26 protein-coding genes and 1 other RNA gene are annotated in these 25893 nt (G+C 48.1%); 24 read left to right on the top strand and 3 right to left on the bottom strand.

From position 1 onward, the window contains the following. Window positions 1-7 precede the first annotated feature (7 nt). The 22 genes from ACFQS8_RS10005 (at window position 8) to ACFQS8_RS09900 (ending at window position 22507) form a co-directional block, all read left to right on the top strand. Window positions 8-295, top strand: a complete 288-nt coding sequence (locus ACFQS8_RS10005; protein ID WP_382167188.1) for a hypothetical protein — start codon at window positions 8-10, stop codon at window positions 293-295. Beyond that, entirely contained in the window at window positions 292-2946 is a 2655-nt protein-coding gene (metH, locus tag ACFQS8_RS10000) for a methionine synthase (protein ID WP_382167187.1), read from the top strand. The genes ACFQS8_RS10005 and metH overlap by 4 nt, the downstream gene beginning before the upstream one ends. Before the next feature lie 196 nt (window positions 2947-3142). Beyond that, window positions 3143-3730, top strand: coding sequence for a hypothetical protein (locus ACFQS8_RS09995; protein ID WP_382167186.1), 588 nt, complete (start codon window positions 3143-3145; stop codon window positions 3728-3730). Between the two features lie 99 nt (window positions 3731-3829). Continuing rightward, window positions 3830-4324 (top strand): YybH family protein, encoded by a 495-nt coding sequence (locus ACFQS8_RS09990; RefSeq protein WP_382167184.1) that lies wholly within the window; start codon window positions 3830-3832, stop codon window positions 4322-4324. Window positions 4325-4472: 148 nt separating this feature from the next. Further along, a complete protein-coding gene (locus tag ACFQS8_RS09985; protein ID WP_382167183.1) occupies window positions 4473-4751 on the top strand; it encodes a putative quinol monooxygenase in 279 nt (92 codons plus the stop codon). 9 nt (window positions 4752-4760) lie between these two features. After that, window positions 4761-5669 (top strand): ion transporter, encoded by a 909-nt coding sequence (locus ACFQS8_RS09980; RefSeq protein ID WP_382167182.1) that lies wholly within the window; start codon window positions 4761-4763, stop codon window positions 5667-5669. A gap of 60 nt (window positions 5670-5729) precedes the next feature. Next, the gene (locus ACFQS8_RS09975; protein WP_382167181.1) at window positions 5730-6509 is read left to right on the top strand and encodes a TerB family tellurite resistance protein; all 780 of its coding nucleotides are present in this window, start codon (window positions 5730-5732) and stop codon (window positions 6507-6509) included. Window positions 6510-6563: 54 nt separating this feature from the next. Continuing rightward, window positions 6564-6935: a hypothetical protein gene (locus tag ACFQS8_RS09970; RefSeq protein ID WP_382167180.1), complete on the top strand. Its 372-nt coding sequence runs from the start codon at window positions 6564-6566 to the stop codon at window positions 6933-6935. A gap of 34 nt (window positions 6936-6969) precedes the next feature. Beyond that, the gene (locus ACFQS8_RS09965) at window positions 6970-7665 is read left to right on the top strand and encodes an N-acetylmuramoyl-L-alanine amidase (RefSeq protein ID WP_382167178.1); all 696 of its coding nucleotides are present in this window, start codon (window positions 6970-6972) and stop codon (window positions 7663-7665) included. 40 nt (window positions 7666-7705) lie between these two features. Continuing rightward, window positions 7706-8096, top strand: an RNA gene (gene rnpB / locus ACFQS8_RS09960) — RNase P RNA component class A. A gap of 551 nt (window positions 8097-8647) precedes the next feature. After that, window positions 8648-9130, top strand: a complete 483-nt coding sequence (locus ACFQS8_RS09955; RefSeq protein WP_382167177.1) for a division/cell wall cluster transcriptional repressor MraZ — start codon at window positions 8648-8650, stop codon at window positions 9128-9130. Then, window positions 9127-10134: a 16S rRNA (cytosine(1402)-N(4))-methyltransferase RsmH gene (rsmH, locus tag ACFQS8_RS09950; RefSeq protein ID WP_382167176.1), complete on the top strand. Its 1008-nt coding sequence runs from the start codon at window positions 9127-9129 to the stop codon at window positions 10132-10134. The genes ACFQS8_RS09955 and rsmH overlap by 4 nt, the downstream gene beginning before the upstream one ends. Beyond that, window positions 10131-10466: a cell division protein FtsL gene (gene ftsL, locus ACFQS8_RS09945; protein WP_382167175.1), complete on the top strand. Its 336-nt coding sequence runs from the start codon at window positions 10131-10133 to the stop codon at window positions 10464-10466. The genes rsmH and ftsL overlap by 4 nt, the downstream gene beginning before the upstream one ends. After that, entirely contained in the window at window positions 10463-12142 is a 1680-nt protein-coding gene (locus ACFQS8_RS09940; protein ID WP_382167174.1) for a peptidoglycan D,D-transpeptidase FtsI family protein, read from the top strand. The genes ftsL and ACFQS8_RS09940 overlap by 4 nt, the downstream gene beginning before the upstream one ends. Continuing rightward, entirely contained in the window at window positions 12139-13587 is a 1449-nt protein-coding gene (locus ACFQS8_RS09935) for a UDP-N-acetylmuramoyl-L-alanyl-D-glutamate--2,6-diaminopimelate ligase (RefSeq protein ID WP_382167173.1), read from the top strand. Before ACFQS8_RS09940 ends, ACFQS8_RS09935 begins: the two co-directional genes overlap by 4 nt. Further along, the gene (locus tag ACFQS8_RS09930) at window positions 13588-15024 is read left to right on the top strand and encodes a UDP-N-acetylmuramoyl-tripeptide--D-alanyl-D-alanine ligase (RefSeq protein WP_382167172.1); all 1437 of its coding nucleotides are present in this window, start codon (window positions 13588-13590) and stop codon (window positions 15022-15024) included. Beyond that, entirely contained in the window at window positions 15025-16227 is a 1203-nt protein-coding gene (mraY, locus tag ACFQS8_RS09925) for a phospho-N-acetylmuramoyl-pentapeptide-transferase (protein ID WP_382167171.1), read from the top strand. A 7-nt stretch (window positions 16228-16234) separates the two neighbouring features. Then, window positions 16235-17653, top strand: coding sequence for a UDP-N-acetylmuramoyl-L-alanine--D-glutamate ligase (murD, locus tag ACFQS8_RS09920; RefSeq protein WP_382167170.1), 1419 nt, complete (start codon window positions 16235-16237; stop codon window positions 17651-17653). A 32-nt stretch (window positions 17654-17685) separates the two neighbouring features. Next, window positions 17686-18822 (top strand): FtsW/RodA/SpoVE family cell cycle protein, encoded by a 1137-nt coding sequence (locus ACFQS8_RS09915; RefSeq protein ID WP_382167169.1) that lies wholly within the window; start codon window positions 17686-17688, stop codon window positions 18820-18822. Next, window positions 18822-19937, top strand: a complete 1116-nt coding sequence (murG, locus tag ACFQS8_RS09910; RefSeq protein WP_382167168.1) for an undecaprenyldiphospho-muramoylpentapeptide beta-N-acetylglucosaminyltransferase — start codon at window positions 18822-18824, stop codon at window positions 19935-19937. The genes ACFQS8_RS09915 and murG overlap by 1 nt, the downstream gene beginning before the upstream one ends. A gap of 67 nt (window positions 19938-20004) precedes the next feature. Continuing rightward, on the top strand, window positions 20005-21429 hold the full coding sequence (murC, locus tag ACFQS8_RS09905; protein WP_382167167.1) for a UDP-N-acetylmuramate--L-alanine ligase: 1425 nt from the start codon (window positions 20005-20007) through the stop codon (window positions 21427-21429). A gap of 142 nt (window positions 21430-21571) precedes the next feature. Next, a complete protein-coding gene (locus ACFQS8_RS09900; protein ID WP_382167166.1) occupies window positions 21572-22507 on the top strand; it encodes a hypothetical protein in 936 nt (311 codons plus the stop codon). Between the two features lie 11 nt (window positions 22508-22518). Here ACFQS8_RS09900 and ACFQS8_RS09895 read toward each other — a convergent pair whose 3' ends face one another. After that, window positions 22519-22968, bottom strand: a complete 450-nt coding sequence (locus ACFQS8_RS09895) for a hypothetical protein (RefSeq protein ID WP_382167165.1) — start codon at window positions 22966-22968, stop codon at window positions 22519-22521. Window positions 22969-23144: 176 nt separating this feature from the next. On the opposite strand from ACFQS8_RS09895, the gene ACFQS8_RS09890 reads away from it, so the two are divergent. Next, window positions 23145-23705 (top strand): carboxymuconolactone decarboxylase family protein, encoded by a 561-nt coding sequence (locus ACFQS8_RS09890; RefSeq protein ID WP_382167164.1) that lies wholly within the window; start codon window positions 23145-23147, stop codon window positions 23703-23705. Between the two features lie 79 nt (window positions 23706-23784). Here ACFQS8_RS09890 and ACFQS8_RS09885 read toward each other — a convergent pair whose 3' ends face one another. After that, a complete protein-coding gene (locus ACFQS8_RS09885; RefSeq protein ID WP_382167163.1) occupies window positions 23785-24195 on the bottom strand; it encodes a hypothetical protein in 411 nt (136 codons plus the stop codon). A gap of 174 nt (window positions 24196-24369) precedes the next feature. On the opposite strand from ACFQS8_RS09885, the gene murB reads away from it, so the two are divergent. Next, complete coding sequence (gene murB, locus ACFQS8_RS09880; RefSeq protein WP_382167162.1) at window positions 24370-25287, top strand: UDP-N-acetylmuramate dehydrogenase; 918 nt, start codon at window positions 24370-24372, stop codon at window positions 25285-25287. A 25-nt stretch (window positions 25288-25312) separates the two neighbouring features. Here the strand turns inward: murB and ACFQS8_RS09875 are convergent, their stop codons facing one another. After that, window positions 25313-25798: a glyoxalase superfamily protein gene (locus ACFQS8_RS09875; RefSeq protein WP_382167161.1), complete on the bottom strand. Its 486-nt coding sequence runs from the start codon at window positions 25796-25798 to the stop codon at window positions 25313-25315. Window positions 25799-25893: the final 95 nt, after the last annotated feature.

Below are 25893 nucleotides of genomic sequence, written 5' to 3'. Positions count from 1 at the left end.
GAATTTCATGAGTGATGATCCGTCTAAACTGCTTGAATCTGGTGAAGCGAAAATAGGGCGTTTCTTGCTACGCATGGCGTTGGCTGTGGCGTGGGGGGTGGCTGCTTATATCGTGTTTACGCGTGCTGAGAGTTTGGATATCTCCTACACTATGAAAATTATCCTTGCAGGATTTGCGACTGTAATGGCGATTGTCTCCTTTGTGCAGGCATTGGGTAATTATGGCCCTGATCAAAAACAAAATGATGTCAGTGGAAAATCTGATGCAGATACCCAAACGAAAGACGAAAAATGACCAAACCTACAGCTAGCTTCGTCAATGTTGGTGAGCGCACGAATGTCACAGGTTCTGCCCGCTTTAAAAAACTCATCCTTGAAGGCGATTATGCCACCGCAGTAGATGTCGCGCGCCAGCAAGTGGAGAATGGTGCGCAAATTATTGATGTGAATATGGATGAGGGTATGCTCGATGGCGAAAAGGCCATGATCACATACTTGAATCTAATCGCAGCAGAGCCTGATATTGCGCGCGTGCCTGTAATGATCGACTCTTCTAAATGGAACGTTATCGAGGCTGGTCTTCAGTGTGTGCAGGGCAAGACCATTGTAAACTCTATTTCTTTGAAAGAAGGAGAGGCGCAATTCATTGAGCATGCACGCAAGGTGATGTCTTTCGGGGCGGCGGCTGTTGTGATGGCTTTTGATGAAGTTGGGCAGGCGGATACGGAAGACCGCAAGGTTGAAATTTGTACCCGCGCTTACAAGGTATTGACCGAGAAAGTCGGTTTTGATCCGAACGACATTATTTTCGATCCTAATATTTTTGCTGTCGCTACAGGTATCGAAGAGCACAATAATTATGCAGTAGATTTTATCGAAGCTACGCGCAGGATTCGTAAAGAATGCCCGGGTTGTCATATATCTGGTGGTCTTTCAAACGTGTCATTCTCCTTCCGTGGGAATGAACCGGTACGCCGCGCAATGCACTCTGTATTTCTATATCACGCTATTCCCGCAGGAATGGATATGGGGATTGTGAATGCAGGCCAGCTTGATATTTATGATAATATTGACGCTGATCTACGTGAGGCTGTTGAAGACGTTATCTTGAACCGTCGTGCTGATAGTACTGAACGTCTTGTTGATTTGGCTGAAAAATATCGCGGACAAAAAGGCGCTGAAGTCGTCAAGGATATGTCTTGGCGAGAACAATCTGTAGAGAAGCGGATTGAGCATGCTTTAGTGCGTGGGATTACAGAATTTATCGTTGATGATACCGAGGAGGCTCGCTTGAGCTTTGCTCGTCCTCTGCATGTGATTGAGGGGCCGTTGATGGACGGTATGAACGTGGTAGGGGACTTGTTTGGGGCAGGTAAGATGTTCCTTCCGCAGGTGGTGAAATCTGCGCGTGTGATGAAGGCGGCTGTCGCGCATTTGCTTCCTTTCATGGAAGAAGAGAAAGAAGAGCTGGGCACGCAAGACGAGTCTAACGGTAAAGTTTTGATGGCGACCGTGAAAGGTGACGTACACGATATTGGGAAAAATATTGTGGGTGTGGTTTTAGCTTGTAATGGATATGAGATTATCGACCTTGGTGTGATGGTTCCAGCGGAAAAAATTCTGGAAGAGGCCATCAAACAAAAGGTGGATATTATCGGGCTATCAGGTCTGATTACGCCATCGCTCGACGAGATGGTATTTGTGGCGGCTGAGATGCAGCGACGGGATATTAAATTGCCGCTTATGATTGGTGGAGCGACGACAAGTCCTGCGCACACTGCGGTTAAGATTGAGCCAGTCTTCAACCTTGCGCCGATTATTCACGTTTTGGATGCAAGTCGTGCTGTGCCTGTGGTTGGTCAGTTACTCTCAGATGAAGATCGTCCAGCATTCTGGGAAAACACAAAAGCCAATTTTGCGCGCATTCGTGAACGTCGTTCTGGTGGTGTTGCGAAGCCACGTATGCCGATTGAAGAGGCGCGCACTGATAAAACGAAGATTGATTGGTCTGCATACACACCGCCTAAACCATTAAACCCTGGACTGACAACAATTGAAGATGTCGATCTAGCTGAATTGGCGCGTTATATTGATTGGACACCGTTTTTCATGAGTTGGGATTTGAAGGGCTCTTTCCCAGCGATACTTGAAGACGAAAAACGCGGAGAAGCTGCGCGTACATTGTGGGCCGATGCGCAAGCGATGATGCAGCGTTTGATTGGCGAGCAATGGCTGACTTGTAAGGGCGTAGTTGGCATTTGGCCTGCAAATGCTGACGGGGATGATATTGTCGTTTGGAATTCGGAAGAGCGCGATGAGGAAGCTGCACGCTTCTTTACAATCCGTCAGCAAATGATCAAAGAAAATGATCGGGGTCAGACAGCACTATCAGACTATATCGCACCCAAAGGTGAGGGCGCTGATTGGCTCGGTGGTTTTGTGGTAACTGCTGGGCATGGTGAGAATGAGAAAGCTAAAGAGTTTGCTGAAGCGGGAGATGATTACTCTTCTATACTTGTAAAAGGATTGGCGGATCGTTTTGCAGAAGCATTTGCTGAAATGCTTCATGAGCGTGTGCGTAAATCCATTTGGGGTTATGCGCCTAACGAAGCGTTTGATAATGAGGCGCTTGTGAAGGAAGAATATGATGGTATTCGACCGGCCCCGGGCTATCCTTCTCAACCGGATCACACAGAAAAAGAAACTCTGTTTAAGTTGTTGGAAGCAACAGAGCGTACAGGTGTTGAATTGACAACATCCTTTGCGATGACACCGCCTGCATCTGTGTCAGGGCTTTATTTCGCTCATCCAGAGACAGCATATTTTGCCGTTGGACGGATCGAAAAAGACCAAGTTGAGAGCTATGCGGAGCGTAAGGGATGGGAGCTTCGTAAAGCCGAACGCTGGCTTGGGCCTATCCTGAATTACGACCCTAATGCCCTGTAAATTTGCCGCTAAGGTAGCATAAAACTACCTTGACGTGTTGTTTGAGGTGGTTAATCTTTCCCAAAATTTGTTGGGGAAGATGCATATGAGAATTATGTGGATAGCGCTCTTGAGCATGGCTTGTTCGTGGAACAGTTCTGCTTTTGCGGAGGCTAAAAGCGAATTTGAGGGCCCAAATTGGGCTAAATCAAAGTGTATGAATTTTCGGTCTAACAAGGATGTAAGCCTCGTCGAGCTGGCTCTAAAGCTGGCACATGATGAGAGAGAGTTTTCCAAGGCCCTCACGATCGCAAGCGAATTAATGGATGATAAGCTAGGATGTCAGCAGCGTTATGATATTGCGGACTTTGGGTATAAGTCTGCGGTCGCGATAAGCGATTTTGCCTCCGCTCAAAAATTTATGCCAGTTATGCGGAAGTTCCTTGAGCAAAAAGGCAGAGACGTTGTTTTCTTTGATCAATTGACCCAATGGGTGGACGCTAATCGGGATGCGCATGATGCGTCTATATTCGTGGCTGATAGAGATGCCATTGCGCTACGCGATAGAACGCTTTTCTATTTAAGGCAGGATTTTCGAGGGGGAGATATCCCAAAGTCTAAGTGTGATGTTGTATTCAGTATTTCTGAATATGGGCGACCAATGAACGCAAAGGCCGTCTGCGAGGAAGAAGCGGTTGCAAAGTCTATTGAGAAGCATGTGCCTAGAATGTTATTTGCTCCGAAGGTCTCGGATGGGAAGCCCGTTGTTCAGGAGGTGTTTTTTCTGAAAGTGAATATCCAATAAGGGGAATGATAAAGCTGAGCGCCGTTTTAAAGTGAATGCAGCTAGTATTTTGGTGTGAAATCCGTTTATCCTTGAAATAATTGTGAAGGGGAAGATTTCATGAAGCGTGCATCACTCATCTTGGGTTCGGTTGTATTGGGATTTGCGATATTGGGTGGGTGTGCAACTGCGCCAGATCCAATTTTAGTTGAGCAAGTGCGCGTTGCTGCGTTTAAGAAAGTTCAGAAGCAAGCTGATTTTGAAATTCGTGCTTTGCTGAAACAGCAGAACGCGGCTTGGAATAATGGCGATATAGATGGCTTCATGAAGGGGTATCTTCCTTCGGAAAATCTGCGTTTTGCATCCGGTGATAATATCACTTGGGGGTATGATGAAACACTTAGCCGCTATAAATCGCGCTATGATACACCTGAAAAGATGGGAAAGATTTCCATGGAAATTCAGGAGGTGCGCGTGTTCACTGATACCGATGCTATGGTATTTGGTCGATGGTTTTTGGCGCGTCCAAAAGAGGGGGATGTCGGTGGGTTGTTTACATTGATCCTAGAGAAACAAGCGGGAGAGTGGCTGGTTGTGGCTGATCACACCTCCTAATCCAAAAACGAAGATGATACGAGGTGTTCCAGTTTAGTCTTACATCTTTGTTAAGGGTGGATTGTACGTGAATTTGCTCTAGTTTTTCTGCGTACAATTTTGCATAGTCACCAGCAGGTTTCATTCATGGTAAATTGCGGGGGCTATCTTGTACGGACTCATCGGAAAAATAACTGCCGTCGCAGGCGAGCGTGATGCGCTTGCGCAGATTTTGCGAGATGGAACACGTGATATGCCCAATTGCGTAAGTTATGTGATTGGATTGTGTGCGTCGGATACGAATGTGCTTTGGGTCACTGAGGTCTGGAAGGATGAGGCCAGTCATGTTGCATCTTTGCAATTGCCTTCTGTGCAAGCAGCAATTGGAGCGGGGCGTCCGCTAATTGCTGGAATGGAACGTATCGCAACAACACAGCCTATCGGGTAATTCAATACAATGAGTAGTGTAGATTTGACCAAAGATAAAAAACTATCTGGTGCTCGCAAGTGGGCTATATCCGTTGTTGAGCATAAATGGTTTGCGCCTTTTATCACAGTGATCATTGTGGTGAACGCAATCACTTTAGGTATGGGCACTTATGATGTGTGGCCAACTGGCTGGGTGAGAGCCATGCATGCCTTTGATGGTATTGTGACTAGCATTTTCGTAATGGAAATTGGTCTAAAATTGATTGCGTATCGTTGGGGCTTTTTCAAAAGCGGTTGGAATGTGTTTGACCTTGCGATCGTGTCTATCGCGTTGGTGCCTGGGGCGGGTCCATTATCTGTTTTGCGCGCGATGCGGGTATTGCGTGTGCTTCGACTGATTTCGATAGTGCCTATGTTGCGACGGATTGTGGAGGCATTGCTGCGGGCTATTCCGGGAATGGGGGCGATTCTGGCAGTGCTGGGCTTGATGATCTATGTCGCGTCTGTGATGGCGACTACGCTATATTCAGAAACCAATCCTGTGCTGTTTGGCTCTTTGCCTGCAAGCGCTCTGTCGTTATTTCAGGTCATGACTATGGATGGTTGGCGCATGGAGGTGGTGCAGCCAGTTATGGATGCGGGGCATCCGTATGCGTGGATGTTCTTCCTCACATATATTGTGTTTGTGAGTTTTGCTGTTTTGAACTTGTTTATGGCGTTGATCGTTGAATCTTTGAATGATGATTTTCGCGAAGAGGTTCAGGAAATGGAAGAGGTCGCGGATGATCTTAAAGAGGGTCAAGAGGAAGCTCATCTTGAGCGTGCTGAGCTTGTGATGCTTATTAAGTCCATGCGTGAAGAAATGGCTGAATTGAAAGATGCTGTTGCTGATAATGCCGAGGCATTGCGTGAAACTAAACTGCGACAGAAGCGTTAAACCATCAATATTGCGTGATCGGGTCTTAAAAAGCTCGGAATTTTCGGGCATAGTAACTTTATGAGCATTTGGACTCGATTGGCGAATATCGCCCACACGCTTTTTGCGCCAGTAACTGATGTGCCTGATTCAGGCTCTACAGCGATGGCGCGTGTGCCGAACAGTAAATATGATGTGAGGTCTGGTTGTGGTCGGGAGATTATGCCAGCAGATGCGTCTTGCGGGCCTGATCCCGGAGATGTGAGCTTTACAGCTGCAATCGTCGGGTTGGGCGCAAAGCTTGCAAAAGCTGATGGGTTGGTGACTGAAGATGAAGTGGAAATGTTTTCACGTGTCTTCAGGGCTGCGCCAGAAGATCAAGATTCCGTTCGACGTGTGTTTAATCTCGCGCGTCAAACTGTGCGTGGCTATGAGGCCTATGCTAAGCAGATAGCGCGCCGATATGGGGATCGCCCTTGCCTGCTAGAAGGAATTCTGGACGGCTTGTTTCAGATTGCATTGGCAGACAACATAATGACGCTACATGAATTGGAATATCTAAAATCTGTATCTGAAGCATTTGGTTTCTCTGATGACGATTTTAGGCGCATTCAAGCAGCGCATATGGGAACCGACAAGGATGATCCCTATCAAGTGTTAGGGCTGCCCCATGGGGCGGATTATGATGAGGTACGGCGTACATATAGACAATTAATGATGGATCATCATCCTGATCGTATTGTTGCCACAAAGAAAGCTTCTGATGATTATGAAGGCGTTGCGCATGAAAAAGCAGCGGCCATCACCTCTGCCTTCGCAAGAATTCGCGCAGAAAGAGGAATTCTAATCAGTCCCAATTGACGAAAAGACTTTGAGCACACATCTTAAATTGTATCCCCAACTCAGAGACATAAAATGACCCTATCTGCATCTACACATGATTTCTTTTCACGCTTTGCATTTTATATCCGCCGGTTTAGCGGCTGGATAGCGCGAGCCGGGTTTGGATTTTTCGTGGTGTTTGCGGCAGGTGCTGCGCTTGTCGCGACAACTTTCATTGGTTTATTAATTGCTATGGCAGCGGTTTTCTTGAACTTGGCTGTGCGTGTGACGCGTGGTTCGAGAGGTAGCGAGACAATGCGTGAGTCTGGTGCAGGATTTTCAAGTTCTGCTAAGGCGCATGTATTTGGAGCACAAAAACAAAGCCAATCTAAAAAATCATCATCGGGTGAGACATTAGAAGCCCATAAAACAGCTGATGGCTGGGTTATTGAGCCAGACGCTTAGGCGTTTTTTCTAGTGTGACCTTAGTGGTGCTGTTTTGAAGATAATCCAAACACCAAGTCAAAATTTTGACGAGCGTCGGCAGCCACTGTCGATGCTCGTTTTGCATTATACGGGCATGGAAACTGGTCAAGCTGCATTGTCGCGCATGTGTGACCCTGACGCAAAAGTTGCAGCGCATTATATGGTCGAAGAAGACGGGCGCGTTTTTCAGTTGGTTGATGAGGGTAAGCGTGCTTGGCATGCGGGTGTGGGAAGTTGGTGTGGTCTTGAGGATATAAATTCTCGATCCATTGGCGTGGAGATTGTGAACGGTGGCCATGATTATGGGTTGCCTGACTTTCCAGACGTGCAGATTCTTGCAGTGGTAAAGTTGTGCAAGGAGATAGTGGGGCGTCACGCTATAAACGCTGATAATATAATCGGCCACTCTGATATATCACCGGGGCGGAAGCTTGATCCGGGAGAGAAGTTTCCTTGGAAGAGGTTGGCTGAAAACGAGATTGGCTTATGGCCCGTCTCTGATGAAGGGGCGCTGAGTGTTGGGCATTTGCACATGCTATCGGATATCGGGTATGGCATAAGTGAGCAACCAGACGCGCAAGAAGTGCGAGATTTCATGGTTGCGTTTCAGCAAAGGTGGATGCCCGAAAATGTAACAGGGGAGGCGTGTGTTGATACGTTGGCCCGTGTGTTCCAGATAGCGGACCTTTATCGCAAATTTAGAAATTAGCTGGTCTTTACGCCTGTGCTTTGGTATGTGCGAAGCCTGACTAGGTGGCTGAGCGATCGCTGGCAATTTGTTGCGAGAGGAAAGTCCGGGCTCCACAGAAACAAGGCGGCGGGTAACGCCCGCCCAAGCAAGGTGTATTTATACGCACTGCTTGAGGGATAGCGCCACAGAAAGGATACCGCCGGACGCGCAAGCTGAAGGTAAGGGTGAAAGGGTGTGGTAAGAGCGCACCGCGGCTTTGGTAACAAAGCTGGCATGGCAAGCCCCGCTTGGAGCAAGACCGAATAGGAACAGGGGGAGTTTACTCCACATGCGTTTCTGCGTGCTGTTCGGGTTGGTCGCATGAGGTGATCTGTAAAGGTCATCCTAGATGAATGGTCGCTCATCCGTTTATCGGAGGACAGAACCCGGCTTATAGGTCATCTAGTCAGAATCATTGAAGTGATTTTCCAAATGATATGCCATATCTCGGGCTGACGAGCGGAAAAATAGAAAATTTTCATTAAAATTTAGAATTTATCGGGGGAACACCAAATTCTGTTGGGGATTTTGTGGGAATGGCTTGTTTGTCGGCATTTGTACATAATGTGCCATGCGAGGCGAATACGGTAATTGCTCAATATTTTGTGGTTACTTTTGATTTTGCGTCTATATTCGGTGTTTTTTGGCGATCTTAGGCGGGTTCTGTTGTTGAGGTTCTGAAAATGACAAAAGGTGTCCCGTTTTGGGAATTGGGATGAAAATCCGAGCCGAAATTCTTAATATCCACAGGCTATTAACAGGCAATTTTCCAAGTTCTTATTATGTTTGCTAAATGTTCTCTGCTAAATAAAGTTAATAAATCCTTTAAAGGGTCGACGTCCCATGAGTTCCCATGGTATCCCTAATAATCACTCCGAGGCTGGGCTGTTGCATTTGGGGTGATGTGTAAACGCTCGCGTTTTTGGGCAAAATTATCACTCATTAGGGCTATTAACGGGGCATGTTTCTCTCCACGTACGAAAGCAAAATTGACGCGAAGAACAGGGTTTCTGTGCCTGCGTCTTTTAGGAAAGCTTTGGGTGGTGATGATGTGATTTGTGTGTGGCCATCATTTGGTAAGAGCAAAGATTGTCTAGAAGGTGGGAGTAAGAAGCTGGTGAATGGTCTTTACAAATCCATCCGCAAAATGAAGCCAATGGACCCTCGCCGTCAGGCGTTGGAATACGGTATTTTGGGTGAATGTAAGGAACTACAGTTTGATGGTGCAGGTGGCCGTATCGTGCTTCCACAAAAATTTGTAGATGCGGCTGGTATCACGGGCGAAGTTGCTTTTGTGGGGCTGGGTGAGCGTTTTGAGATTTGGTCTAAGGAACGTCTAGAGGCGAAGCGAGCTGAATTTATGGAGCTTGCTGCCGAGAGCGGTGATTTGATCGAAGCGCTTGATTTTGACTTTGATTTTGATGAAGACGAGGACGCCGCGTGACCACTGAAGGTACTCATATTCCTGTCTTGTTAGAACCTGTTGTTGAGGCGTTGGCTCCAACTGATGGTAGTGTTTATATTGATGGCACATATGGCGGAGGCGGATATTCTCGGGCTGTATTGGCTGTCGCTGATTGTGCTGTAATCGGCGTTGATCGTGACCCAGATGCGATGAGGCGCGCATGGGATCATGCAGGTAAAGATGCGCGTTTGAAGCCGGCTCCAGGGCGTTTCGGTGAGCTTGATCTTGCTGCTCGCGCCGCTGGTTATGAGTATGTTGATGGTGTCATGTTGGATCTGGGGGTCTCCTCCTACCAGATAGATCAGGCCGAGCGTGGCTTCTCCTTTATGCGTGATGGTCCTCTGGATATGCGCATGGAGCAGCGTGGTCCCTCTGCTGCTGATGCTGTGAATTTGCTTTCTGAAAAAGACTTGTCCGCGATCTTCCATTATTATGGAGAGGAGCCGGCTTCGCGCCGGATTGCGAAATTTATAGTGAAGCGTCGTGAAGAAGCGCCTTTCACTCGTACACTTGATTTGGCGAATTTGATTGAATCGAGTGTTGGAGGTCGACGCGGGAAAAAGACCCATCCTGCAACCCGTGTTTTCCAAGCATTGCGTTTATACGTGAATGATGAATTGGGAGAGTTAGTGCAGGCGCTTGTCGCAAGCGAGGAGATTATTAAGGCGGGTGGTCGTCTTGTGGTCGTGACCTTCCATTCATTAGAAGATCGTATTGTGAAAACCTTTCTCCGTGAGCGTGCGGGTGCGATGGGTGGAGGGTCTCGTCATGCGCCTGAGGCACCAGCGGGTTCATTGCCAACGTTTGAATTGATCGCGCGTAAAGCGATTGATCCAACGGATGAAGAAGTATCTGAAAATCCACGATCACGTTCATCAAAATTACGTTGGGCAATTCGTACGGATGCGCCTGCTTGGGGTGAGAAAACGGGATTAAATTCTCGCATTCCAACATTGGATGTATTGGAGGCTCTGCTTCCATGAAAGGGTTGATTGCAATTGCTCTTGTTGTGACGGGTCTTCTCGCGGTGTCGGTATACCGCGCCAAAGAAGGTGCGCAGAATTCTGAGCTTAATATTGTGCAACTCAAGAGGGAAATTGCCGCTGAAAAAGAGGAGTTGCGTGTCCTAAAAGCTGAAGAGGCGCATTTATCTCGTCCTGAACGTATTGGGCCTCTGGCAGCGGAAAAACTTGGTATGGGGCCTGTGCGTCCTGAGCAAATTACAGGCGAAACAGCGCTTCAGAAAAAACTCTCTGACACGCAGAGTGCTGCTGAGGTGATTGGCGAACAAACGCAATCGGGAGGGTGGTTATGAGGCTTGCCCACTCTTTTGTTGGCTCTTTACGTTTTGACGGTGCGGGTGACCGCTGGGCTGCACTTCGTACTGTGAGTGTTGCGGGTGTGGTTGCGCTTGTGTTTGGCGTGGTTACTTGGCGCGCTACGACGATTGCTGTTGGTGGGGTGGCTGAAACGAGTGTTGCATCTCAGCGGGTTCAGACTGCGGCCAAACGTGCTGACATTGTTGATCGCAATGGGGACCTTCTCGCGACCTCTTTGACCATAGATAGTCTAGCTGCTGCACCAGATGAAATTTGGGATGCGCGTGAAGTCGTTGAGGGGCTGGCAACAGTCTTTCCTGATTTAGATGTTGAACGACTTGTTGAGCGCTTGGAAGACCCTGATCGGAAATTTGTTTGGATACGGCGCAAGCTGTCTCCGCGCCAACGTCAGGCTGTTTATGATTTAGGACTCGAAGGCTTGCGCTTTGAAAAAGAAGTGCAACGTATCTATCCTGGTGGTTCGCTTGCTGGGCACTTGATCGGGTATACAAATGTCGATTCAAAAGGCATTGCTGGTATTGAATTAGCTCACCAAGACAGGCTTGCAACGGGTGGAAAGCCTCTACGCCTAACCATTGATACTGGCGTGCAGTTTGCGCTGGAAGATGAGCTGAAATTTGCCGCAGATGCGTACAATATTAAGGGTGGGTCAGGTGTTGTCATTGAGGCTAATACTGGCGCAGTGCGGGCAATCGCATCATGGCCTCCAATAGAGCCTAATAGAGCGGGTGATGCATCTGAAAATGAACGTTTAAATCGTGCTGTAGGTGCTGTTTTTGAGCTAGGTTCTGTTTTTAAACCCTTAACTGTTGCAGCGGCGCTTGATGCAGGTGTTGTGCGCCCTACAGAGACTTTTAATATAACAAAGACAGTGCAAATCGGTTCGATGACGATTAAAGATCATCACCCGATTAGCTCCACGGCGAGTGTTACAGATATATTGGCGCACTCTTCCAATGTGGGAACTGTAAAAATTGAACAATTAGTTGGTTTGAGGCGTCATAAGGAATTTCTTGATAGCCTTGGTTTGTTGTCGCGTCCGCAGGTCGTTTATCCTGGAACGGCTGCACCATTGCTTCCGGCCGAATGGAATGAATTGACGGGAGCCACAATTTCTTACGGGCACGGTCTTGCGGTATCGCCATTGGCTTTAGCAGCTGCCTACACGGCGTTTGCCAATGATGGTGAAATGGTGCGTCCGCGCTTTGTTGAGGCTGAACCAACTGACGAGATTTCTAGAAAGCGCGTTGTGTCTGGTCCAACTGCCCGCGTGATCGCGCAAATGATGCGCGTTACGGTTTCTGAAGGAACGGGAACGCGCGCAGATGTCTATGGATATGAAGTTGCAGGGAAAACAGGCACCGCAGAGAAGCCTGGTCCTAATGGTTATGATGCCGATCGCAATCTTTGTTCTTTTGTGTCGCTCTTTCCTGCGTCTCGCCCAGAATATGTCGTTTTAATCGTATTGGATGAGCCGGAAGCGCTTGCGGGTGAAGGTAAAACCGCAGCGCTAAATGCGGCTCCGGTTACGGGGCGTTTAATAGCGCGGATAGCACCAATGTTAGATGTAGCTCCGGTTCTGGAGAAGCATCCTTCTATTTCCGAACAATCGTCTGGCGTTCGCGCAGTCTCAGATAAGAGGGCGTTATGAAACTGAATCAAGTATTTAATGGTGCACCTGATTGGGAATTTACAGGGATCACATGTGATAGCCGTAAGGTTGCGCAAGGTTTTGTTTTTGCAGCTCTTAAAGGGACGGTTTCCGACGGGCGTGATTTTATTCAGGCAGCAATAGATAAGGGCGCAATCGCAATTCTTACGGATGAGCGTGACGGCCAGTGGGAAGTGCCAGTTATAAAGGTGGCTGAACCGCGGTTGGAATTTGCCAAAGCTGCTGCTGCGTTTTACGGCAAACAACCTGAAACAATGGTGGCTGTGACGGGTACAAATGGAAAATCATCCACGGTCGATTTTTTGCGTCAAATTTGGACTGAGTTAGGGTTTGAGGCAGCATCCTTGGGAACTTTGGGTGCTGTTGCGCCGTCTGGGGCTGTGGAGCTAGGACATACAACGCCTGATCCGGTGGCGATACAGTCGACGCTTGCCATTTTAGCAAATGAGGGAGTGACTCATTGCGCGATGGAGGCTTCTTCGCATGGGTTGGCGCAATATCGGATGCATGGCGTGAAGCTGGCTGCGGGTGCGTTCTTGAATTTGTCTCAAGATCATTTGGATTACCACAAGGATTTAGGCGATTATTTTGACGCAAAAATGAAGTTGTTTTCCGAGCTTCTACCCGAAGGTTCACCAGCCATTATCAACGCTGATAGCGATATGAAGGATAAAGTCCTAGAGGTCGCGAAAAAGGCAAAATTGGTTCCATTTACAGTGGGTTGGCGCGGGGATCATTTGTGGATTGATGAGATAACACCGCGCAATACTGGGCAAAACTTGCGTCTACAGTGGGAAACGGCTGAAGGCGATAAAGAGACAATTGTGAAATTGCCATTGATTGGTGAGTTTCAAGCGCTTAACGCATTGGCGGCGGCCGGGTTGGCAATGTCAATCGGAGCTGACCCAGAGGCTGTTTTTGCAGCGATGGAAAAACTTAAAGGCGTCAAAGGACGTTTGGAATTGGTTGCTGAGACCGCATCGGGTGCTGGTATATATGTAGACTTTGCGCACACACCTGATGGTTTAGATACCCTTCTGCGCGCTGCGCGCCCCCATGCTGTTGGTCGCGTGATCTGTGTGTTCGGGTGCGGTGGTGATCGTGATGCAGGCAAGCGCCCGATTATGGGAGAAATCGCGTCGAAATTTGCCGATGAAGTCATTGTAACAGATGACAATCCTCGCTCAGAAGATCCTGCTGCTATTCGTGCGGCAATTATGGCCGGCGCACCGGAGGCAACAGAAGTTGCTGGCCGTGCTGAAGCGATCAAAGAGGGTATTCGTCGTTTGAAAAAAGGCGATGTGTTGATGATTGCAGGTAAGGGGCACGAAACGGGGCAGACAATTAAAGGTGTGACTTTGCCTTTCTCTGACCATGAGGCTGCTTTGTCTGCTCTCGCTGAATTGAAAGTGGAGTATAAATAAATGCCCCACACGCTCTGGACTTCAAAAGAAATAGCTGAAGCGACTGGTGGAAACGCCAACGGAAAGTGGAGTGTCAAAGGCATCTCCATTGATAGTCGTGAAGTTCAGGCGGGCGATTTGTTTGTTGCGCTTAAAGATCAACGTGATGGTCACGACTTTATTCCCAAAGCTGTGGAATTGGGTGCAAGCGGGTGTCTTGTGTCTCAAGAGAATATGGATGTCGCCAATGTCTGTGTGGATGACACGCTCAAAGGACTTGAGAAGCTTGGCTTGGCTGCTCGCGCAAGATCAAAAGCAATTCATGCTGCGATAACAGGTTCTGTTGGGAAGACCAGCGCGAAAGAGATGATTGCGCAAATTTTCCGTTCCAAGGGTAAAGCGCATTGGAATGTGAAATCATTCAACAATCATTTTGGTGTGCCGCTGACATTGGCGCGTATGCCGCGCGATACGAAGCGTGCTATTTTTGAAATTGGTATGAATACGCCGGGCGAAATTGGCCCTCGTTCAGATATGGTAAGGCCGCAAATTGCGATCGTGACTAAGATAGCGGGCGCGCACCTTGAGGGTATGGGGACGATTGAGGCCGTAGCTGATGAAAAGTCTGATATTTTCTCTGGTCTGGAAGTAAATGGCGTCGCTGTTTTGCCGCGTGAAGATGCCTTTTTTGACTATATGAAGGCGCGTGCTTTTGACCTTCAACCGAAAGCGCAATTGCTTTCTTTTGGCGGTAAAGAAAGCGGTGCGGATGCATGTCTCTTAACGTTTGAAGCTGATGGCGATGTCTCACGCGGGACGGCTGATATTTTGGGTGAAGTTGTTGCGTTTGAGGTCAATGCAATTGGCGCGCATTGGGGAATGAATGCGGTATTGGCGATATTGGTTGGCCGATTGTCGGGTTTGACTGCACAAGAAGCTGCGGATGGGCTGAAAGGGTATGTGCCGCCTGCGGGGCGTGGCGGAGCACAGAAACTGAAATTGCCGGTAGGTGAGATCACATTGCTAGATGATTCCTACAATGCAAATCCAGAAAGCATGCGGGCTGGTCTTGCGGCGCTGGGGCAACGCAAAGGTCGTAAAATCGCTGTGTTAGGTGAGATGCGTGAGTTGGGCCGTGACGCGCAACAATTGCACGCAGATTTGAAAGAGCCGTTGCTCGCTGCGGGAGTTTCCGAAGTGTATTTAGCGGGCGAAGGAATGTTGCCCCTACGTAACTGTTTTAGCGATCAAAAGAACGAACCGAGGATATTCTGGGCGTCAACTGCAAAAGAGCTATTATTAATGGTTAATAAATCGTTAATTTTTGGTGATGTCGTCTTGATTAAAGGCTCGAATGCATCCGGAATAGGGGAAATAGCCAAGACCCTGAAAAATCAGGCTGTAGAGCCGGAAGAAAGAAACGACCAAATGTCCACAATGAAAATAGGAGGTGCATAAATGCTATATCTATATCTTACACCTCTGGCGGAAGATTTTGGTTTTTTCAACCTGTTTACCTATCTGACATTTCGGTCTGGAGTGGCTCTTCTGACCGCGCTTTTTGTGGGTGTTGTTTTTGGCGACATGATGATCAATTGGTTGCGTGCGCGTCAGGGTAAGGGCCAGCCTATTCGTGATTTGTCGCTTGAGGCGCAAATGTCCAAACAGGGCACGCCGACAATGGGTGGGTTCATCATTTGGCTGTCTGTTTTGGTCGCGACTTTGCTTTGGACTGACCTAACTAATCCATATATTTGGGTGGTTTTATTTGTGACGGCGACATTTGCTATCCTTGGATTTCTTGATGATTACGCAAAGGTCGCCAAGCAATCGACAGATGGCGTATCTAGTGTTGTCCGTTTGGGTGTTGAGGCCGTTGTCGCAGGTCTTGCATGTGCGTTTATTATGGCGCTTCACGGCGCGCACACGCCACTAGGGTATGCTGAGTGGGGCCCCTTAAATGATGTGTCTCAACTGATTGCGACATGGGCACCGACAACAAGCGCGGACCCTAACCCTCAAAGTTTTGCTGGTGGCGTCGCTATTCCGTTCGTAAATGACTACTTTTTGCCGCTGGGCGGGTTCTTCATTTTGTTTGGTATTATCGTCATTGTGGGTTCTGCTAATGCAGTGAACTTCACTGATGGATTAGATGGCCTCGCGATTGTTCCGACAATTTTTGCAGCGATGGCTTATGCGTTGATCGCATATCTTACAGGTAACTTCGTGTTTGCGGAGTATTTGGGCATTCAATTCACGCCTGGAACGGGTGAGCTGGCCGTATTGTTGGCAGGGCTTATCGGCGCTGGAATGGGTTTCTTATGGTATAATACATTTCCCGCTAAGGTGTTTATGGGCGATACGGGATCGCTTGGTTTGGGTGGACTGCTCGGCGTTGTTGCTGTGGCTGTCAAATATGAATTTGCGTTGGTTATTATTGGCTTTTTATTCGTTTTAGAAGCGCTCTCTGTGATGATGCAAGTTGGGTATTTCAAACTAACACGTAAACTTACAGGTGAAGGCAAGCGCATTTTCAAAATGGCTCCCTTGCATCACCATTTCCAAAAAGATGGTTGGCCCGAAACGCGCGTTGTTGTGCGCTTTTGGATCATGTCAGCGGTATTCGCGCTGATTGGCCTTGCCACATTGAAACTGAGGTAGCGCCAGCATGATCCCTGTTTCCGTATATAAAGGTAAGGATATCGCACTCTTCGGCTTGGGCCGTACGGGGATATCCGCAGCGAAAGCGTTAATTGCTGGTGGTGCGCGTGTTCATGCGTGGGATGACAATGAGGTCTCCCGTGAGCGTGCCGCTGCCGATGGTTTGACGATTTCAGATATCAATAAGATGGACTGGCAGAAGTTCTCTGCATTGGTGTTATCTCCAGGTGTACCTTTCCGTTACCCAGAGCCGCATCGCGTTGTTAAAATGGCGCAAATGGTCGGCGTTCCAGTTGTTGGAGACATGGAATTGTTTGCCCAGGCTGTGGCGGCATTGCCAGCTCATGCGCGGCCTAAAATTGTAGGGATTACTGGAACAAACGGGAAGTCTACGACAACGGCGTTGATTGGGCACATTCTTGAACGTGCTGGAAAAGATGTACGTGTTGGCGGTAATATTGGTGTAGGTGTTTTAGACCTTAAACCAATGACTGCAAACTCAATCTATGTGCTGGAATTGTCATCCTACCAATTGGATTTGATCGACAGTTTGCGCTGTAATGTTGCTGTTTTCCTCAATGTATCACCAGATCATTTAGATCGTCACGGCGGTATGGCGGGGTATGTTGCTGCTAAAGCGCGTATTTTCCGCAATCAAACGCAAATGGATACAGCGGTTGTTGGTGTTGATGATATGCGTACTCAAATATTGTGCACGCGTTTAGCCGCTGAAAATACGCGTCGAGTATGTCCTGTATCGGCAGAAATGGCCTTGGGGCGCGGTGTATCAGTGCTCGATGGTGTGCTGTCCGATAGTCTATCAGGCCACACAGATACAACTGTTAGCCTTGCGGGTGCGCGGGCACTGCCGGGACAACACAATCATCAAAATGCTGCTGCCGCTTACGCTGCTTGTCAGGCGCTTGGATTAGATGCCGTTGAAATTTTGGATGGTATAAATTCCTTCCCTGGACTTGCGCACCGTCTTGAAAGCGTTGGTAGTGTTGGAAAAGTCGCCTTTGTGAACGATTCCAAAGCGACAAATGCGCAAGCGGCGGAACAAGCTTTGCGGGCTTATCCGGGGGCATTCTGGATTGCGGGTGGACGCGCAAAAGATGATGGGATTGATGCATTATCTCCATACTTTAGCAGTATTCACAAAGCCTATTTGATTGGTCATGCAATGGCTGACTTTGCCAATACGTTGAAAGGTAAAGTTGAGACGGTAAATTGTGAGACTTTGGATGTGGCGGTCGCTGCTGCTTACAGGGATGCACGTGCTTCAGGGGTTGAAAATCCAGTCGTTTTATTCTCGCCTGCATGTGCAAGCTTTGATCAGTTTAAAGATTTTGAAGCGCGGGGAGATGCGTTTAAGGACCATGTTCACGCATTGGAATTAGAGCAAGTGAGCAAAGTTATCGCCTGAAAGGGTGAGGACGAACCCGGAGATGGCGAGACATGACCAGCTTTGCGCGTTCTGATCGGTCTTTATTGGCGGAGTGGTGGCGCACCGTAGATAAAATGATGCTTACAAGCTTATTCCTTTTAATGGGGGTAGGCTTGCTGGTGTCATTGGCGGCTGGACCAGCAGCTGCGGACCGAATTGGTTTTTCTGATCCCTATTATTTTGTGTACCGGCAGGCAGCTTTTATGTGCATGTCGGCTGTGTTGTTGGTGGGTGCTTCTATCCTGACCCCTCCCTGGGCACGGCGTGTTGCGGCGTTGGTGTTTGTGACAAGCTTCTTACTGATGGCTTATGTGCTTTTATTTGGTCATGAGGCTAAAGGTGCGCAACGTTGGATTCGATTAGCTGGTATGACGTTTCAACCATCGGAGATGGTGAAGCCGTCACTGATATTGTTGATTGGGTGGCTACTTGCGCAGAGGGAGCATTTTCCCAATGCACCTTGGACTTTGGTTGCGTTTGTTTTGTTTGTAGCGACTTTGGGTTTGTTGCTATTGCAACCGGATGTCGGGCAATCGGCTTTGCTGACGGCTGGTTTTCTTGTGACGTTTTTTGTGTCGGGCATTACGCTTTGGTGGGTATTGGCTTTAGGGCTGGGGTTTGCGGCGTTGGGCGGTGGTTTATTTGCTTTGTTCCCGCACGTGCGCCACCGTGTGAATGCATTTCTAAATCCATCAGATTATGACACATACCAAGTGGATACAGCACGTGAAGCACTGGAGCGCGGGGGGCTGCTTGGTGCCGGCATGGGAGAAGGGCAAATTAAACATGATCTGCCAGATGCTCATACTGACTTTATTTATTCCGTCATTGGCGAAGAATTTGGTTTGTTAGTGTGTTTAGCGCTGATTATATTATTTGCGTTGATTACTGTGCGAGGGATTTTAACTGCCTCTCGCCATCCAGACCCTTATCCACGGTCTGCTGCAGCTGGGTTATATGCGCTTTTTGGTTTGCAGGCTGCGATAAATATCAGTGTGAATATTGCGCTTATTCCTAACAAAGGGATGACCTTGCCGTTTATTTCCTACGGAGGTTCCTCTTTATTGGGTTCTGCATTAACGCTAGGACTTGCTTTAGCATTAACACGCCGACGCCCTGAAATCTCTATGAGACGGTTTATACCATAATGAAAAATGTGACTTCGAATGCGGATGCCCCGTTAGTTATCATTGCTGCAGGTGGTACGGGCGGGCATATGTTTCCGGCGCAATCATTTGCAGAAGAAATGATTAAGCGGGGCTGGCGCGTGGGGCTGGTGACGGATGATCGTGGATTGCGATATGTGGATAATTTTCCCGCTGAATGGATTGAGCAAGTGAAAGCTGCAACGATCGGGTCCAAGCGGCCTGATAAGTTATTGATGTCCGCGCTAAAGATCCGCGCCGGGATTTCTGCGGCGAAAAAACATATGAAACAAGTAAAGCCAGACCTTGTCGCGGGGTTTGGTGGGTATCCTAGTTTTCCATCCTTATCGGCTGCCAAAGCGCTGAAAGTCCCTATAATCATTCATGAGCAGAACGCTGTTCTAGGGCGTGTAAATCGGGTGTTTGCAAAATCGGCTGTAACTATTGCATCTGGTTTTGGACGTTTGGATAAGATACCCCCTCAGGCAAATGCTCATCGTATTGAGGTGGGTAATCCTGTGCGCGCTCCTATTTTAGCGGTACGAGACGTTCCATATCCGTCATTGGAGAGTGGAAAAGTGAATGTGCTGGTAACAGGCGGAAGCCAAGGTGCGAAAATGTTTGGTGAGGTTGTGCCCGCTGCAATCGAGAAATTGCCGGAACTTATCCGCCGTAACTTGCATATGGTGCAGCAAGTTCGGGAAGATCAAATTTCTAGTGTACAGGCCATCTATGCAGAAGCGGGTGTAAGTTGTGAATTAGCACCCTTCTTTACGGATATGGATAAACGTTTGGCTGCGACGCATTTGGTCATTGCACGTTCGGGTGCGGGGACAGTTACGGAATTGTGTGTCGCGGGGCGTCCGGCCATTTTGATCCCGTTGGGCATTGCTATGGATGATCATCAACGTGCCAATGCTGAAAGCCTTGAGGCTGGAGGCGGGGCTGAAGTGATCCTTGAAAAAGAGTTTAATCCTACATCGCTTGCACATGTGCTAGAAGAGATGTTGGGCCCTCATGGTGATCTAGCCCTACGTGCGGCAGCTGCTCGTGAATTAGGCCCATTGACGGCAGCACAGGAATTGGCAGACATTGCCATAAAAGCGGCGAATATTTAGCGTAATTAATATTCAAACAGACTATTAATTCTATATAAAACAAAACCTAGACCAGAAGAACATTCCTATGAAAAACCCATCACCATTTGATCTTGGCCCTGCTCACCTTGTTGGTATCGGCGGTATTGGAATGTCGGGTATAGCAGAAATTATGCTGACAATGGGCTATAAGGTTCAGGGTTCAGATATGCGTGAAGGACCAAATTTAGATCGTTTACGGAATAAGGGCGCGCAGATTTTTGTCGGTCACACTGCGGAAAATGTGCAGGGTGCTGGGGCTGTTATTATTTCCTCTGCAATTAAGGCTGGAAACCCTGAAGTAGATGCGGCGCGTGCAGCCGGGATTCCTGTTGTACGGCGCGCGAACATGTTGGCCGAATTAGTGCGGTTAAAGTGGACTGTATGTGTGGCTGGAACGCACGGAAAAACAACCACGACAACAATGGTGGCCTCACTGTTGGATGCGGCTGATATTGACCCAACTGTTATCAATGGCGGTATTGTGAACGCTTATGGCTCTAACGCGAAAGCGGGGGCCGGTGACTGGATGGTGCTTGAAGCGGATGAAAGTGATGGGACGTTCACTAAGCTTTCGCCAACAGCCGCAATTGTAACAAATATCGATCCTGAGCATATGGAGCATTATGGCTCTATGGAAAATTTGCGGGCCGCTTTTGATACATTTGTTGAAAACATCCCTTTTTATGGTTTTGCAGTTTTGTGCACGGATCACCCCGAAGTGCAGGCGCTCGCATCGCGCATTATTGACCGACGCCGCATAACATATGGATTTAACCGTCAGGCCGATGTGCGCGCAATGAATTTAACGACTGACTTAGCTGGTTCGCACTTTGATATAGCGTTGCGTCGTCCTGGTTCTGCTGCGCCGCGAATGATAAGTGGTTGTACTTTGCCGATGGCCGGGGATCACAATGTTCAGAATGCGCTTGCTGCTGTGACAGTGGCGTTAGAACTTGGCGCGAGTGATGATCAAATTCGTGTAGGTTTATCTGGATTTGGTGGTGTGAAGCGTCGCTTTACGCCAGCGGGTGAGTGGCTGCCACAAGAGGGGCAAGAGCCGGTGCGCATTATTGATGATTATGGTCATCACCCTGTAGAAATTGAAGCGGTCTTAAAAGCTGCTCGTGCGATGCAGGGGCAAAATGGGTTGATTGCTGTGGCGCAGCCACACCGTTATTCAAGACTGCACGATTTATTCACTGAGTTTTCGACATGTTTTGATAAGGCAGATACTGTGTTCATAGCGCCTGTCTACGAAGCAGGTGAGAGCCCGATTGAAGGTATCAATCACGAGACATTGGTGAGATCTATCCGCCAGCATGGGCACAAAGATGTGCGCATATTGGAAAGCCTTGAGGCTCTGCCAGAAGCTATTCGAGCGTTCGCAAAACCAAGTGATATGGTCGTCTGTCTGGGGGCGGGTGATATTACATCGCACGCCAATGCGTTGGCTGCCAATTTAGAAAAATAGACAATCTATTGAAAGAATTAGCCTATCCTGCTTGCTGAAAAGGTTAACAAATTCGTGCAGGTAAGTGATGAGTTGTGAGATGAAATCCATCTCAATTTAAGGCATTTATGTTTTTATAAGCACTCAGAATTGGGTGTTTATAATGAGTTTGTTGGTTTCACAGTCTGTTGTGTCTTTTTATCGTCCGCCTGTATCGGGTGAGACGCAAAAGCGTGAATCTGTGGCTGAGCCAAAGCAAGACTTAAATGCACTTATCCGCGCGCAATTGAATGCAAAAGAAACACATGCAAAGGCTGCTGAATTAGAGGCACAAGAAGCGTCTAAGGAAGTTCAATCTGATCCTGAAAGAGAAGCCTTGTCGCGCAAGAAAAATCAGGCAAGAGAGTCGCTAGATCGCATTGTTAAGCAGTTTAAAATTATCAAAGCTGTGTGGGCGAACGATCCCAAAGAGATGGCGCGCCAGCTGGGGCGATTAGCGCAAGACCTTAAAGATGCAGTCAAAATATATGCTGACGCAGCCAAAGCTCTGGGCGAGTTATCTAGCGCAGCACCGAATGTGTCTATGGTGAGTGTGGGGAGATTAGCCCCTTCTTCTAATGCAAATGAAGCTGATGAACGCAATGCTGACCAAGATGCTGAAGCGGCTCAAGAAGCGGAACAAGCAGTCTCTGCTAGTGCTGTGGAGGGGGAGAGGTTTGCTGCTGATGGGGAAGAGGTTGAGGCCAGCTATGTGTCTGCCGCAGGTGAGGAGCGCGCCTTGTCGCAGCGTGCTGTCAATGCGTATGGAGATTCAGACACGAAATGGGTGAAAGCAGAGAATTCACCCCAAGCAGCTGCTACACGAGAAAATTTGGAGTTCATCGGCAAGGTGCGTGGTATCGCAAAGAAGATGGAAGATGAGCTAACCTATATGAAAAAGAAAGCCATTGTTTCGGGTGATGGCAAGGCGGACAAAAGTGAGGCATTTCTTGAAGCTGATGAAGTGTTTGATGAGCTGAAGGAAGATCTGACAGATTTTGAAGTCGAAGTACGCAAAGCGACACCGATTGCAGGAACAATGGTGTCGGTGAAGGTTTGATATTTTTGCGACTACTGGCCTTGGATTTGTTCTAGGCTGGTGACAGTCATTTTCTGTTTGAGATCCATATAGACGACGCCTGTGAATATATCGCGTGTTCTAGGCATTCCCGTCATTTCTATGCGGAAGCGGTAATTTAATCCCGCAACGACCTGCACTTCTGCGCTGACCTTATCGACGAGCGCCCGGGTGGGGAATTTTCTGTAGATTGTATCAATCATCAATTCTTTAGCGCGCGTCGCATTCTCATCGCTTAAATCAGCAGGCGCATATCCGCCGGCAATTATATTATGGTCCACATTCTCTTCCAGTTCGTTCGGCGTATTGTCGGTTGTTTCGCTTGGGGCAGTAAATGGTGGTGGCGGAAGGGCGGGAGATTTGGGCATTTTCGTACTTGTTTGATTGGCGCATCCAACCAGCGCGATAATGGGCATGAGAATTGTAAAAGGGGCGAATTTCATAAAGCGTCCTTCCAAACTTGAGCTTATGCCTCATTGTGAAAACAGAGCGTAGATTCAGCGCTACCATAGTTTCTTGAAACAATCACGTAAAAGTGAGGCGTGACACGCTTATGTTCAGGCGTGTACATAACTATATCCAAAGCTGGAGCAATTGCTAACCTATGAGGATAATAGAGATGAGCACCTACACATTACACACACCTGAAACAGCACCTGATGAGGCAAAAGAGATTTTAGCTGGCGCTAAAAAAACAATGGGCTTTGTCCCTAATTTGTATGCGACGATGGCTCAAAGCCCAGAATTGCTGAAATCCTACAAATATCTGGCTGACTCATTTGCTTCCAACTCATTGAATGCAGATGAGCGTAATGTTGTGTGGTTGGTGATCAATTATGAAAACAATTGTCACTATTGTGTGCCTGCTCATACAGGAATCGCTAAATCACAAGGCGTATCTGATGACATCATCAATGCGATCCGTGATGGCAAGACAATTCCGAATGCGAAACTAGAAGCGCTCGCAGAGTTTACGCGCCAAATGCTAAACCAACGCGGTGTTGTGACAGATGAGCAAGTCCAAGCTTTGTTTGCACACGGGTATGACAACACCACGGTTTTGGATGTGATCCTTGGATTGGCACACAAGACGCTATCTAATTACACAAACCATGTTGCGAACACACCTGTGGATGAGGCTTTCTCTAAATTTGCGTGGACGAAACCAGACGCGAAATAGAGAAAATCCGCTCTTGAGTATAGAAAAATCCAGCTTCCAAAATATGGAGGCTGGCTTTTTTGATGATCCAGTATTTTGATTAGCGGCGCGCTTTAAAGGCACCATATGTTACAGCTGCTGATAGTGCGAAAAATACAAGTGCCATAATGAAGAGCATGGGGCTTTTTTCGGCATCGGGTGCAGAACTCATGGGGGTGTATACGCCCAATACGGTGAGGTGCGCCAAAATTGCACCGCCGATTAATGCGAGGGATAAACCGCCGCCAATGAGACGTAGACCAGCTACAAGGATTACAGTGGCAGCTAACTCGCCCAATCCAGTTGCGTATTTGAGCATTGGATCAATAAATGGAAGGGTAAGCCCCCAATCTGCGGCGAGGTTGTCTTCGATAATGATGAAAATAGGCACATCGCCGATGAATTTCTGAATCCCCATAAAGGCCATAAAGGCAGCGAGGACGTATGCGCCCCATTTGCTTACAGCGGTCATATTTTAGTCTCCCAAGCTTTTAAACTGAAAGGAGAGTGAAGTATGGCCTTAGTTTTGTCACTAAACGCTTTGACAACATTTCATCACGCGATTGCGAGGATTGTGTGAGTTGAGCCTTGGGTTCATGCTAGGAAAGGCTAGCAAGATGCATAGAAGCAGGGTATTTGCAGCAATATGACAGATTTGATTTCCAGAATGCCGCCTGTACGCGGAAAATTGCTTGCTGATGCAGAATTAAAACCTTTCACATGGTTTCGGGTGGGTGGAAAAGCAGACGTGCTGTTTTTGCCCGCAGATCCAGAAGATCTGGCTGATTTTCTTAAATCATTGCCAGACGATATTCCTGTGACTGTTCTGGGCGCTGCTTCCAATGTGATTGTACGTGATGGCGGAGTTGAGGGGGTGGTTGTGCGATTGACACCTGCCTTTGGAAAAATTCGCGTTGTCGGCAATGAGGTTGTTGCGGGAGCAGCGGCACTTGATAGTAAAGTGTCTCAAAAGGCGGCGATGTTTGGCATTAGCGGTTTGGAGTTTTTCTCTGGCGTTCCTGGGACTATTGGCGGTGCGTTGCGCATGAATGCGGGATGCTATGAGCAAGAAACTGCTGATGTTTTGGTGGAAGCGGTTGCGCTTACGCGTCAAGGGACATGGGTGACGCTGAAAAACCGTGAGTTTGGGTATTCCTATCGTCATTCAGATGCGCCTGAAGATTTGATATTTGTCGAAGCGGTATTTAAGGGTGAAATTATAGACCCTCAAATTGTGAAAGACCGTATTGAAGCGCTGAAAAAACGTCGCGAAGAGGCCCAGCCTATCCGTGAAAAAACGGGTGGTTCGACTTTCGCAAATCCTGATCCACCGGGCACACCTGATCAACGAAAATGCTGGAAGCTTATTGATGAGGCAGGCATGCGCGGCGCGATGCGTGGCGGCGCTCAAGTCTCAGAGAAGCATTGTAATTTCATGATCAATACTGGCGATGCGACAGCAGCTGACATTGAAGGGCTTGGCGAGGACGTTCGCGCGAAAGTGAAGGCTAATTCTGGCGTTGAGTTGCGCTGGGAAATTAAACGCATTGGCCGCACGCTCTAGGGTAAGAGCGCGCGGGTTGTTTTGATTAAATGACTGCTGAATGCGTTGAGATAATCGTCATATGCGGGTCGCCATCACTCGTGGATTTTACACATATGCCTTCATTATCGAGCAGGGCAGTGACGCGCTGACGATAGGCAGAGAATGAGCTGAAGCTGACCACGTCCACAGGTGAGTCAAAGTGAATGCTGACTTGGAAATGACTGCCTTGATCATAACGTGTGACCGAAACAATTTCTCCGGTGAAGTCTTGTTTGAGATATTTGCCAGTCACGCGATCGCCTATTTGAGGTTCAAATAAGGGGCGATTAGAGAGGCGGGCAGCAGCTATATTCCAATTTGAAAAACCAAGAGCATGGGCAGTAAGCTCAAGAGCTTTGGCGTGCGTGATTGGTGCATTAGCTTCTTTGTGATTGTTGCGCATTGTTTTCGCATAAGCTTTGGCACCTGCGATTGTTTTGGGTAAACGTGCGCGCTTGTTAGAAGTGTGCGTTGTTTTAGCAGAGGTCATTATCAGACTCATCCTTTATAAACGCGGTCATTGTGAATTGGTGCTCGCATTGCCAAAAGACCGCCTGTTTAAAGGCTGTGTTCTGAGAAAAGATC

This window comes from Hirschia litorea, assembly GCF_042665075.1.
Taxonomy (GTDB): Bacteria; Pseudomonadota; Alphaproteobacteria; order Caulobacterales; family Hyphomonadaceae; genus Hirschia; species Hirschia litorea.
This window is presented reverse-complemented; position numbering and strand designations above follow the sequence as displayed.